The 11,369-nt window shown below is 64.2% G+C and carries 12 protein-coding genes and 1 pseudogene; 9 read left to right on the top strand and 4 right to left on the bottom strand.

Features of this window, described 5'->3' with window-relative positions; translation table 11 throughout:
* The 4 genes from F1542_RS09355 to F1542_RS09340 form a co-directional block, all read right to left on the bottom strand.
* Positions 1-223, bottom strand: a 223-nt coding sequence (locus F1542_RS09355; RefSeq protein WP_193732800.1) for a hypothetical protein, incomplete at its 3' end; no start/stop codon positions are given.
* 191 nt (positions 224-414) lie between these two features.
* Complete coding sequence (locus tag F1542_RS09350) at positions 415-1,008, bottom strand: RDD family protein (protein ID WP_193732799.1); 594 nt, start codon at positions 1,006-1,008, stop codon at positions 415-417.
* A gap of 115 nt (positions 1,009-1,123) precedes the next feature.
* Positions 1,124-2,359, bottom strand: a complete 1,236-nt coding sequence (gene argJ, locus F1542_RS09345; RefSeq protein ID WP_193732798.1) for a bifunctional glutamate N-acetyltransferase/amino-acid acetyltransferase ArgJ — start codon at positions 2,357-2,359, stop codon at positions 1,124-1,126.
* 106 nt (positions 2,360-2,465) lie between these two features.
* Positions 2,466-3,347 (bottom strand): peptidylprolyl isomerase, encoded by an 882-nt coding sequence (locus F1542_RS09340; protein WP_193732797.1) that lies wholly within the window; start codon positions 3,345-3,347, stop codon positions 2,466-2,468.
* A 283-nt stretch (positions 3,348-3,630) separates the two neighbouring features.
* On the opposite strand from F1542_RS09340, the gene secA reads away from it, so the two are divergent.
* The 9 genes and pseudogenes from secA to F1542_RS09295 form a co-directional block, all read left to right on the top strand.
* Positions 3,631-6,372 (top strand): preprotein translocase subunit SecA, encoded by a 2,742-nt coding sequence (gene secA, locus F1542_RS09335; RefSeq protein ID WP_193732796.1) that lies wholly within the window; start codon positions 3,631-3,633, stop codon positions 6,370-6,372.
* Positions 6,373-6,428: 56 nt separating this feature from the next.
* The gene (locus F1542_RS09330; RefSeq protein WP_025439409.1) at positions 6,429-7,178 is read left to right on the top strand and encodes a YebC/PmpR family DNA-binding transcriptional regulator; all 750 of its coding nucleotides are present in this window, start codon (positions 6,429-6,431) and stop codon (positions 7,176-7,178) included.
* A gap of 8 nt (positions 7,179-7,186) precedes the next feature.
* Complete coding sequence (gene ruvC / locus F1542_RS09325) at positions 7,187-7,693, top strand: crossover junction endodeoxyribonuclease RuvC (protein ID WP_193732795.1); 507 nt, start codon at positions 7,187-7,189, stop codon at positions 7,691-7,693.
* Entirely contained in the window at positions 7,690-8,310 is a 621-nt protein-coding gene (ruvA, locus tag F1542_RS09320; RefSeq protein ID WP_193732794.1) for a Holliday junction branch migration protein RuvA, read from the top strand. Before ruvC ends, ruvA begins: the two co-directional genes overlap by 4 nt.
* Entirely contained in the window at positions 8,307-9,353 is a 1,047-nt protein-coding gene (gene ruvB / locus F1542_RS09315; RefSeq protein ID WP_193732793.1) for a Holliday junction branch migration DNA helicase RuvB, read from the top strand. Before ruvA ends, ruvB begins: the two co-directional genes overlap by 4 nt.
* A complete protein-coding gene (locus F1542_RS09310; protein WP_010509098.1) occupies positions 9,354-9,773 on the top strand; it encodes a YbgC/FadM family acyl-CoA thioesterase in 420 nt (139 codons plus the stop codon).
* 201 nt (positions 9,774-9,974) lie between these two features.
* Entirely contained in the window at positions 9,975-10,640 is a 666-nt protein-coding gene (gene tolQ / locus F1542_RS09305) for a protein TolQ (RefSeq protein WP_227672621.1), read from the top strand.
* Between the two features lie 2 nt (positions 10,641-10,642).
* Positions 10,643-11,077 carry a protein TolR gene (gene tolR, locus F1542_RS09300; protein ID WP_193732791.1) on the top strand — a complete coding sequence of 145 codons (435 nt, stop codon included), beginning with the start codon at positions 10,643-10,645 and terminating at the stop codon, positions 11,075-11,077.
* 30 nt (positions 11,078-11,107) lie between these two features.
* Positions 11,108-11,369 (top strand): annotated as a pseudogene (locus tag F1542_RS09295) (energy transducer TonB); the annotation flags it as partial.

Genomic DNA, 11,369 nt, shown 5'->3' with positions numbered 1-11,369 from the left:
TACGGGTGAATTCCGCGCGCTTCTGCGGGTCGTTCATGACCGACAGGACCTGCTGCGCCTGCTGGCTGGTTATGCCCTGCGGGGCTGTGTCGGTGTCCGCCGCGCGGGCCGACATGACCCATGGCAGCAACGCCAGCATGAAGGCCGCCAGCAATGTCAGGATACCGCCCCGTCTGGACCGGGTTGGGGCGGAATGGACCGTTGTCGCGTAATGGGCCGACATGCCGATTGTTCACCTCCTTGAAAAAATCAGGAAACCCGGCGCAGCGCAGCGTCAGGATCCCGCCGTAACACCAAAACGCCCGCGCGCATTCCTGCGCGGGGCGGACCGTCATGCTGCGGGAAAAATATTCAATATCAGAATACAAGGCCGGCAGAGGCGAGAAGGTTGCATTTTTGTCATGTTTTTTTGTGTCAGCCGCCCCATTGCGGCGGGGGCGGGGCGGCGGCACGGGCCTCGCGGCGGATCACGCAGGTTCCCGCCAGAATATCATGCAGCCCCTGCTTGCGTTGCGTCCACATGACCATGAGGAAACCCACCCCGCAGATCAGCGCCGACAGGTATTTGCCGAAATACCGCCCCGCCGCGCGCAGCAGCGTGATGCGGTTACCATACAGGTCGGTCACGCGCATGCTGCACATGATCTTGCCCGGCGTGGCCTGCAGGGATGACGCCTCGAACACGATATAATACGCGGCGGGCAGCAGCAGGGTGATCAGTTCAAACAGCCCGTTGCCGTTCCAGTGCAGGTGGGGCGTGCTGGACAGGATGGTGTAATCCGCGGGCTGGATGTAGGAGATGCGGTAATCCCCCCCGCTGCCCCCCGTCGATTGCGGGTCGAATATCGAGATCGAAAGGCTGGGCGGCACCAGCAGCATGCCCAGCAGGCCAAGGACCGCCCACAGCACGACGGAATCGATCACATAGGCCACGACCCGGATCCAGAACCCCCCATAGGTCCAGACGTCCTGTGGGGTGGAGGCAGGGCGGAAAAACGGGTTTGTCATGCAGGCTGTTCCTGTCTGGCAGACGTGATGGGTATACCCGCACAGCAATGCCATCGCTGCGTGCGCAACGGAACAGGAAAAAAGCGGGCGTCCGAAATCAGGCGCCCGTCATGGCCTAGCTGCGATAGGACCCGTTGATGTCGATGTAACCGTGCGTCAGGTCACAGCCCCATGCCTGCGCCGTGCCGTTGCCCAGTCCCAGGTCGATGGCGATCTCGATTTCCTGCCCGCGCATGTGCGCGACAACGGGGGTTTCATCATAATCGGGCACGACGGTGCCGTTCTGGGCAATCCATGTCCCGCCAATGCCGACCGACAGCGTATCGCGGTTGGCGGGTTCGCCACATTTGCCCACCGCCATGACGACGCGGCCCCAGTTGGCGTCTTCCCCCGCCACGGCGGTCTTGACCAGCGGGGAATTGGCCACGGCCATGGCCACACGATGGGCTGATTCGTCGGATACCGCACCCGTGACGGTGATGTGCATCATCTTCGTCACACCTTCCCCGTCACGGATGACCAGCAGGGCCAGTTCCAGCAGAAGGGAATCGAGTGCATCACGGAAATCCACCAGATGCGGTGACTGCGCATCCCCGATTTCCGCATTGCCGGCCTGCCCCGTCGCGAACAGCAGGATCATGTCGGAAGTGGAGGTATCCGAATCCACCGTAATGCAGTTGAAGCTGCGGTTGACCCCATCGGTCAGCAGGGACTGGATCACGCTGGCAGGCAGTTTCGCATCGGTCGCGACGAAGCCCAGCAGGGTCGCCATGTCCGGCGCCACCATGCCGCTGCCCTTGACAATGCCCTGGATGCGGACCGTCGTGTCGCCAATGCGCGCCGTGCGGGTCGCGGCCTTGGGAAAGGTGTCGGTGGTCATGATGCCACGGGCGGCATCCGCCCACCCGTCATCGGACAGGGTGGCGTACAGGCCGGGCAGGGCGGCTGAAATCTTCTGGTAGGGCAGGATTTCACCGATCACGCCAGTGGAAGCGAGGAAGACCTCGCTCGCGGCGCAGTTGACCAGTCGCGCCGCATCCGCCGCATTGGCCTGCGTCGCCTCGAAGCCCGCGCGGCCGGTAAAGACATTGGCGTTGCCCGCATTGACCACCAGTGCGCGCGCACGGCCATCGGCCATCGCGGCGCGGCACCAGTCCACCGGCGCGCCGGGGCACTTGCTGCGGGTATAGACACCTGCCACCGTCGTGCCCGGGGCGAATTCCGCCATCACCAGATCGGTGCGTCCCTTGTAACGGATGCCCGCCGCCGTTGCACCAAAACGCACGCCCGCCACGGGCGGAAGCTCAGGCATTGGCCGGGCAAGGGGGGAGACGGGCAGGGCATGGGCCATGGTCGGTCAGGATCCTCGGATGACAGCGGGAAACGGGGAATGGATATGATCTTGAGGGCGCGGACGGGAACGTGGCTGCATGCCCGCCCGCGCCATAACCCTTGGCTCAGTGGGCCGCGGGCTGGTCAGGCAGCGGCTTGCCGTCCGGGCCGAAGCGCACGACCTTGACCTGCGACAGGGCGTTGCTGACGGCCTTCTGCACGCCTTCCTGGATCAGCTTCTGGCGGATCTGGTCGCGGGTTGCCTCCAGCGTGGGCGTCGGCGCGGTGCGCTTGCCCAGCACCTGGATCACGTGCCAGCCGTACTGGGTGTGAACCGGGGTCTGGCTGAAGGTGTTGGGCTGCATGGCCGATGCCGCATCCCAGAAGGTCGGCAGCATGTCACCCTTCTTGAACCAGCCAAGATCGCCGCCATTCTGCTTGGCCGATCCGGGGTCCTTGGACAGCTTGGTGGCCAGCTGGCCAAAGTCGGCCCCGGCCTTGAGCTGCTTGATGACGTCGTTGGCCTCGGCCTCGGTCTGCACCAGGATGTGGCGGGCGTGGATTTCTTCCGCACCCGGCTTGTTGGCGTAGTTCTTGTCGTAATACGCCTTGACCGCATCATCGGTCAGCGTGGGCGCGACCTGTGCCGACAGATAGGCATTCTGCAGCGCATTCTGTGCGGCCTGCTGCATCTGCTGCTGGACGTCGGGCTGCTTGTCCAGCCCGGCCTTGGCGGCCGCGACCTGGATGGCGCGCTGGTCCACAAGCTGGTTGAGCAGGATCGGCACGATGATGTTGTCGGGCAGCTTGCGCAGCTGCTCGGGCATCGTGGCCATGGCCTGCCGCACGTCATTGAGGCGGATGTCCTGCCCGTTCACCGTGGCGAGGAGCGGATTCTGGTCCGCTGTCGCAGGCGCGCCCGGCTTGGCCGCCGCGGGGGCGGGCGCCGGGGCGGGTGACGCCGCGAATGCAGGAGGGACAATGAAAGAGGAAGCAAGCAGGGCCATCGTTGCGACAGCCTTTGCCGGACTGATAGTCCGCATGTGCAAAAAACCCTAGTTATGAACGCGTTCGGCAGGCATCATGACGAAGGGCGGCCCAGCCTGCAAGGGCCGGATGCGATATGGCCGTTTTCCCCCGCTTTTGCCATGGCGCTGCGGTCCATCGGTTGACCGTTGGCGGCGTGGGTCCTATCTCATGTCTCCGCGCGAGAATTTTATCCGCCAAGCCTGCCCCCGCCCCCGCCGGTCCGTCGCGGGCGTGCGGGAATGCCATTCCGGGAAGGTCTTCATGTTCGCCAGTATTGCCCGCGCCCTGTTCGGAACCGCCAATGACCGGGCGCTGAAATCGTATCAGCGGCGCGTGCCCGCGATCAACGCGCTTGAGCCCCAGGTCCAGGCGCTGGACGATGCGGCCCTCGCGGCCAAGACGCCCGAATTCCGTGAACGCCTTGCCAGGGGCGAAACGCTGGATACCCTGCTGCCCGAAGCCTTCGCCGTCTGCCGCGAGGCCTCGAAGCGCGTGCTGGGCATGCGGCATTTCGATGTACAGCTGATTGGTGGCATGGTCCTGCATGATGGCAAGATTGCGGAAATGCGCACCGGTGAGGGCAAGACCCTTGTCGCGACGCTTGCCGTCTATCTCAGCGCGCTGGCGGGCGAGGGCGTGCATGTCGTGACCGTCAACGACTACCTCGCCAGCCGCGATGCCGACCAGATGGGCAAGCTGTATGAATTCCTGGGGCTGAGCGTGGGCGTGGTCGTGCCCAACATGCCCGAGGATGAACGCCGCGCCGCCTACCGTGCCGACATAACCTACGGCACCAACAACGAATTCGGCTTCGACTACCTGCGCGACAACATGAAGTACCGCGTGGAGGACATGGTCCAGCGGCCCTTCCACCACGCCATTGTCGATGAAGTCGATTCGATCCTGATTGATGAGGCGCGCACCCCGCTCATTATTTCCGGCCCCGCCGAGGACAGTTCCGACCTGTACCGCGCGGTGGATGAGGTAATGGTCGCCCTGGTGGCCGACCCGGAAGCGTACGAGAAGGATGAGAAATTCCGCTCCGTCATCCTGACGGAAAAGGGCGCGGAACAGGTCGAGGAACTGCTGCGTGACGCGGGCGTGCTGCACGAAGGCGGCCTGTATGACAGCAACAACGTGGCAGTGATCCACCACGTGCAGCAGTCGCTGCGCGCGCATACGCTGTTCACCCGCGATGTCGATTACATCGTGCGCGGCGGCAAGGTGGTGATCATTGACGAGTTCACCGGCCGCATGATGGAAGGCCGCCGGTATTCGGACGGCCTGCACCAGGCGCTGGAAGCCAAGGAACATGTCGAGGTCCAGCAGGAAAACCAGACCCTGGCCTCGATCACGTTCCAGAACTACTTCCGCATGTATCCCCGCCTGTCCGGCATGACCGGCACGGCCATGACGGAAGCGGACGAATTCGCTGATATTTACAAGCTCGACGTGATCGAGATCCCGACCAACCTGCCCGTCGCGCGCAAGGACGACGATGACGAGGTCTACCTGACCGCACGGGAGAAATACGAAGCGGTCGCCAGCCTGATCAAGGACATCAGCAAGACATCCGGCCAGCCGGTGCTGGTGGGCACGACGTCGATCGAGAAGAGCGAGTACCTCTCCTCCCTGCTGCGCCAGCACGGTATCCAGCACAACGTGCTCAATGCCCGCTTCCATGAACTCGAGGCCGAGATCGTGGCGCAGGCCGGGGCACCCGGCGCCATCACCATCGCCACCAACATGGCCGGGCGTGGCACGGACATCAAGCTGGGTGGCAATGTGGACATGCTGATCCACCAGCGCCTTGCCGGGATCGAGGATCCCGAGGAACATGCCCGCAGCGAGCAGGAACTGCGCGAGACCGTGGCCCGCGACCACGATATCGTACGCAAGGCGGGTGGCCTGTATGTCATCGGCACCGAACGGCACGAAAGCCGCCGTATCGACAACCAGCTGCGCGGCCGTGCGGGGCGTCAGGGCGATCCGGGCAATTCGCGCTTCTTCATCTCGCTTGAAGATGACCTCATGCGCATCTTCGGTACCGACCGCATGGGCAACATGCTGCAGAAGCTTGGCCTGAAGGAAGGGGAGGCCATCGTCCATCCCTGGATCAACAAGGCCCTGGAGCGTGCGCAGAAGAAGGTCGAGGCCCGCAACTTCGACATGCGCAAGAACACGCTCAAATACGATGACGTGATGAATGACCAGCGCAAGGAAGTCTATGCCCAGCGCCGGGAATACATGGCGGCGGAGGATGTCTCCCCCATCATCACCGAAATGCGTGAAGACGTGATCCACGACATGGTGGCCCGGCGCATTCCCGAAAAATCCTTCCCCGAACAGTGGCTGAAGGATGAACTGGCGCAGGATGTGCAGACCACGCTGAACCTGACCCTGCCGATTGCGGAATGGGCGAAGGAAGATGGCGTGGACGGCACGGTCGTTGCCGAACGGATCGAGCAGGCGGCCGCGCAGTCACAGGCCAGCCGGGCTGCCAATTTCGGTCCGTCCGTCATGCGCTATGTTGAAAAGCAGGTGCTGCTGACCACGTTCGATGCGGTATGGAAGGAACATCTTCTTGCGCTGGACCAGCTGCGTCAGGGCATCGGGCTGCGCGCCTATGGCCAGAAGGACCCGCTGAACGAGTTCAAGCATGAGGCGTTCGAGCTGTTCCACGCCATGCTGGACCATCTGCGGGTGCGCGTGACGTCGACCATGGCGCGGGTGGAAATGGCGCCACCGCCGATCGACAACCCCTTTGCCGGTGTTGCGGAAATCCATTCCGACCCCGAAGTGCCGGGGCTGGAGAACGAACCGGGGCCGGGTCTCATGCCCGATGCGACGGGCCGCCAGCCGGACCCGTCCATGGCGACGCCCATTGGCGGGGCCGCGGTCATGCCCGATGACCCGTCCAGCTGGGGCGAGGTCTCGCGCAATGCGCCCTGCCCCTGCGGGTCGGGCAAGAAATACAAGCACTGCCACGGGCGGCTGGTCTGACCAGCCGCCTCCGGACAAGCCAAGAACGATAGACGAAACAGGATCAGGGACGAACGATGGCGGGTCATTCCCAATTCAAGAACATTATGCACCGCAAGGGCGCGCAGGACGCCAAGCGGGCCAAGCAGTTTGCCAAGGTCATTCGTGAAATTACCGTGGCCACGCGTGAGGGCATGCCCGACCCGGCCATGAATCCGCGCCTGCGGGCTGCGATTTCGGCCGCACGTGAAGTCAACATGCCCAAGGACACGGTCGAACGCGCGATCAAGAAGGCATCGGGCGCTGGCGGCGGTGATGATTACACGGAAGTCCGTTACGAAGGCTACGGCCCGGCCGGCGTGGCCGTGATCGTGGAAGGGCTGACGGATAACCGCAACCGCACGGCGTCCGATGTCCGTGCGGCGTTTTCCAAGCATGGCGGTTCGCTGGGCGAGACGAATTCGGTGTCCTTCATGTTCACCCGTCTGGGCGTGATCACCTATCCGCTGGATGCGGCGAGCGAGGATGACCTGATTGAAGCCGGCCTTGAAGCCGGTGCCGAGAATGTCGAGACCGTGGACGGCATGCATGAAGTGACCTGCCCGGTCGAATCCTTCTTTGCCGTGCGCGACGCGCTGGAAACCCGTTTTGGCGAACCCGCTTCGGCCAAGCTGGACTGGCGGCCAGGCAATACGGTCGAGCTGGATGAGGACAAGGCGCGCAGCGTGTTCAAGCTGATCGACACGCTGGAAGACCATGACGACGTGCAGGCGGTATACGCCAATTTCGACGTGCCGGACGACGTGGCCGAAAAGCTGTCGGCCTGATCCGGCCGGTGGTCCGCATCCTTGGCATTGATCCCGGCCTGCGTTTTACCGGCTGGGGAGTCGTGACGGCGCAGGGCAACCGGCTGAGCCACGTGGCCGATGGTGTGATCGCCACCGATTCGGCCCTGAGTGTGCCCGAACGCCTGCGCCACCTGCATGATGCGCTGCTGGAACTGGCCCGCAACTTTGCCCCCGATGAAGCGGCGGTGGAGGAAACCTACGTCAACCGCAACGGGTCTGCGACGCTGAAGCTGGGCTATGCCCGTGGCGTGGGGCTGCTGGTGCCGATGCTGCTGGATATTCCCGTATCCGAATACGGGGCAAAGACGGTCAAGCGCGCCGTGGTCGGCACCGGGGCGGCGACAAAGGAACAGGTCAGCATGATGGTCCGCCGTATCCTGCCCACGGCATTGCTCAAGCGTGCGGATGCGGCGGATGCGCTGGCGGTGGCCATATGCCATGCCCACCATCGTGCCAGCGCCGCCCATATCGCCAATGCGACGAGGATGGCATGATCGCGCAGCTGCGTGGCCTGCTGGCGCAGGTGGAGGCGGATCGCTGCGTGATTGACGTAAACGGCGTCGGTTATCTGGTGCAGGCCTCCAGCCGCACGCTGGCCGTCCTGCCGCAGCCGCCGGAACTGGCCATGGTGCTGGTGGAAACCGTGGTGCGCGAAGACGCCATCCTGCTGTATGGCTTTGCCGAGGCGTCGGAGCGTTCATGGTTCCGCCTGCTGACGACCGTGCAGGGGGTAGGGGCCAAGGTGGCGCTGGCCATCCTGTCCGTCCTGCCGCCACCTGACCTGATGGTGGCCATTGGCGGGGGCGACAAGACCATGCTGACCCGCGCGGGGGGCGTGGGCGCGCGTCTGGCCCAGCGTATCGTGACCGAACTGCGTGACAAATGTGAAGGCATGCCCACGGGCGCACCCGCGGGCAATGTGATGCCGGGTGTAACCATTACCGTGCCGACGCAGCGTAGCATCGCGGCGGATGCGCTGCTGGCGCTGTCCGGGCTTGGCTTCCGCCGGGCGGAAGCGCAGCCGGTGGTGGAACGGGTCATTGACCGGATGGATGGCAAGGCCGATCTGGATGTCGTGATCCGTGATGCGCTGAAGGAACTGGCCCGATGAGCGAACAGCCCGAGCGCGAGATCGACGCCCGACGGGGGGAGGAAGACGGCAACGAAGGTTCGCTCCGGCCCCAGACGCTGGATGACTTTACCGGCCAGAAGGCCAGCCGCGAAAACCTGGCCATCTTCATCGCCGCCGCACGGCAGCGCGGCGATGCCTTGGACCATGTGCTGCTGCATGGGCCGCCGGGACTGGGCAAGACCACGCTGGCGCAGATCGTGGCGCGTGAACTGGGCGTCGGCTTCCGCGCCACATCGGGGCCGGTGATCCAGCGCGCGGGGGATCTGGCCGCGATCCTGACCAACCTGCAGCCGCGCGACGTGCTGTTCATTGATGAAATCCACCGCCTGCACCCTTCCATTGAGGAAGTGCTGTACCCGGCGATGGAGGATTTCCAGCTTGACCTGATTATTGGCGAAGGGCCTGCCGCGCGTTCGGTGCGCATCGACCTGTCCCCCTTTACGCTGGTGGCCGCCACCACGCGCGCGGGCCTGCTGGCCACCCCGCTGCGGGACCGGTTCGGTATTCCGCTGCGGCTGGTGTTCTATACCCCGGAAGAACTGTGCCAGATCGTGACGCGCGGTGCACGCAAGCTGGAATTTGACCTGACACCGGAAGGGGCAGAGGAAATCGCCCGCCGTTCACGTGGTACGCCGCGTATCGCGGGCAGGCTGCTGCGCCGGGTGCGAGATTTCGCCGCCGTGGCGCGCGCGGGCAGCGGGCCGGTGGACCGGGTGCTGGCTGATGCCGCTCTGTCGCGTCTGGAAGTCGATTCGATGGGGCTGGATGGCATGGACCGCCGCTACCTGCGCCGCATCGCGGAATACCACCATGGCGGTCCTGTGGGGGTTGAAACGCTGGCGGCCGCCCTGGCCGAAGCGCGCGATACGCTCGAGGATGTGATCGAGCCTTACCTGATTCAGGAAGGGCTTGTGCTACGGACAAGCCGGGGGCGCATGCTGGGCGAACGGGGCTGGCGTCATCTCGGGCTGCAGCCCCCCGCCCGCACGCCCGGACAGGGTGACCTGCTGGGGGATGACTGAATGGTGGAACATAATATCGATTTCCGTATCTATTACGAGGATACGGATGCGGGGGGCGTCGTCTATCACGCCCGCTACCTTGCGCTGGCGGAACGCGCCCGCACGGAAGCCATCCGCGCGCAGGGGCAGGCGGCGTCCGACCTGCTGGCCGATTACGGTCTGGCCTTCGTGGTGCGGCATGCCGCCATCGACTACCGCGCGCCACTGCGGCTGGATGACATCGTGCGCATCACGACTCGCCTGACGGACCTCGGGGCGGCAAGCTGCCGGCTCATGCAGGATTTCCATCGCGTGGATGGGAATGGGGGGCTGGGATGCGGGTCGCTGGATGTCCGCCTGGCCTGCGTTCGCGCGCAGGATGGGCGTGCTGCCCGATTTCCGCCGCGATGGCGTGATCTTTTACGCGAACTCGTGGCCTGAGCCAGACGAAGGCATGCAGGATGCATGTGCTTTTCGTGCCATGGGTTGACCGGGACGCAAGGCTGTGCGGAAAGCGGGTTGGCCGTGACTTGCTAAAGGGGCAAGTTTCGTGTTTGAGCGAACGGTCAAGGTGGGCAGGAGGTATATTTGGACCAAGCGGTTAACGCGGCGAATCTGGGCGCTGCAGCAGGTGATCTGTCGATGTGGGCGTTGTTCATGCACGCATCGATTGTCGTTAAGCTGGTAATGATTGGCCTGGTGACCTGCAGTGTGATTGTGTGGGCAATCATCTTCGACAAATTCACGACTGTCCGCCGGATCAACCGGCAGGCGAATGATTTTGAGGAACGCTTCTGGGCCGGCGGCAGCCTTGATGACCTGTATGAATCCGATGGCGCGAAGCCCGTGCATCCGATGGCCGCCGTATTCGGTGCCGCCATGGGGGAATGGCGGCGTTCATCGCGCATTGCCGGCATCGACCTGGTGCATGGAGGGGTGCAGGATCGCGTCAACCGCGCCATGGCCATCACCATCACGCGTGAAATGGACCGCCTGAACCGGTGGATCATCTTCCTGGCCACCATCGGGCCGGTGGCGCCGTTCATCGGCCTGTTCGGCACGGTGTGGGGCATCATGCATGCCTTCGGCTCGATCGCGGCGATGCACAATACCAACCTGTCCGTCGTGGCCCCCGGTATTTCGGAAGCCCTGTTCGCGACTGCCATCGGCCTTGTCACGGCCATCCCGGCGGTGATCGCCTATAACGTGATCAGCAACAGCATGAGTGTGTTCGAAGACCGGCTGGATGCCTTCGGCACCGAATTCGCTGCCATCCTGTCACGCCAGTCCGAAGAAAGGGGTGCGTGATCATGGGGGCAAGCCTGAGCGACCTGCGCGGACGCCGGCGCAAGCGGCGGCCCATGGCGGAAATCAACGTCACCCCCCTGGTGGACGTGATGCTTGTGCTGCTCATCATCTTTATGGTGACGGCACCCATGATGACCAGCGGCGTGAACGTGGACCTGCCCAAGACGGATGCCGCCCCGGTCAATACCGATACCAAGCCGATTACCGTCTCGATCCGGTCCAATGGCGACCTGTATCTGGGTGATGAACCCGTCTCACCCGACCAGCTGGTGGACCAGCTCAGGGCAGCGGCCCAGAATGACCGTGAACACCGCATTTTCGTGCGCGGGGATTCCCACATTGACTACGGCCGGGTGATGCAGATCATGGGCCAGATCACGGCAGGTGGCTTTACGCACGTGGCGTTGCTGGCGCAGCAGCCGCCCGGCGGCCATTAAGCTGAACCTGATACCGGGAGCCGTCTGATCGTGGTGCCACCGCGTCGTTCCGAACGTATCCTCATGCGGCGTTCCGTCATTGTGTCGGGCGGGCTGCATGTCGCACTGCTGCTTGCCGTGCTGCTGCGGATGCCGGTGCCGGTTCCCAAGGAACCGCCACCGCCGCCCACGATCGAGATGGAATTTGCGGCCGATACCGGCACGTCCACCCCGCACAAGGGCGACAAGCCGGCACCCAAGCCTGCCCCGGCGCCTGCGCCGGTCAGGCAGGAGGCGCCGCCCGCGCCCACCC

The organism is Komagataeibacter sp. FXV3, from assembly GCF_015155755.1.
Taxonomy (GTDB): Bacteria; Pseudomonadota; Alphaproteobacteria; order Acetobacterales; family Acetobacteraceae; genus Komagataeibacter.
This window is presented reverse-complemented; position numbering and strand designations above follow the sequence as displayed.

Coding starts and splice junctions, on each gene's coding strand:
- F1542_RS09310 (WP_010509098.1), top strand. CDS start 9,354: ATGGTGGAACATAATATCGATTTCCGTATCTATTACGAGGATACGGAT.
- ruvA (WP_193732794.1), top strand. CDS start 7,690: ATGATCGCGCAGCTGCGTGGCCTGCTGGCGCAGGTGGAGGCGGATCGC.
- F1542_RS09330 (WP_025439409.1), top strand. CDS start 6,429: ATGGCGGGTCATTCCCAATTCAAGAACATTATGCACCGCAAGGGCGCG.
- F1542_RS09340 (WP_193732797.1), bottom strand. CDS start 3,347: ATGGCCCTGCTTGCTTCCTCTTTCATTGTCCCTCCTGCATTCGCGGCG.
- tolQ (WP_227672621.1), top strand. CDS start 9,975: ATGTGGGCGTTGTTCATGCACGCATCGATTGTCGTTAAGCTGGTAATG.
- argJ (WP_193732798.1), bottom strand. CDS start 2,359: ATGGCCCATGCCCTGCCCGTCTCCCCCCTTGCCCGGCCAATGCCTGAG.
- tolR (WP_193732791.1), top strand. CDS start 10,643: ATGGGGGCAAGCCTGAGCGACCTGCGCGGACGCCGGCGCAAGCGGCGG.
- secA (WP_193732796.1), top strand. CDS start 3,631: ATGTTCGCCAGTATTGCCCGCGCCCTGTTCGGAACCGCCAATGACCGG.
- F1542_RS09350 (WP_193732799.1), bottom strand. CDS start 1,008: ATGACAAACCCGTTTTTCCGCCCTGCCTCCACCCCACAGGACGTCTGG.
- ruvB (WP_193732793.1), top strand. CDS start 8,307: ATGAGCGAACAGCCCGAGCGCGAGATCGACGCCCGACGGGGGGAGGAA.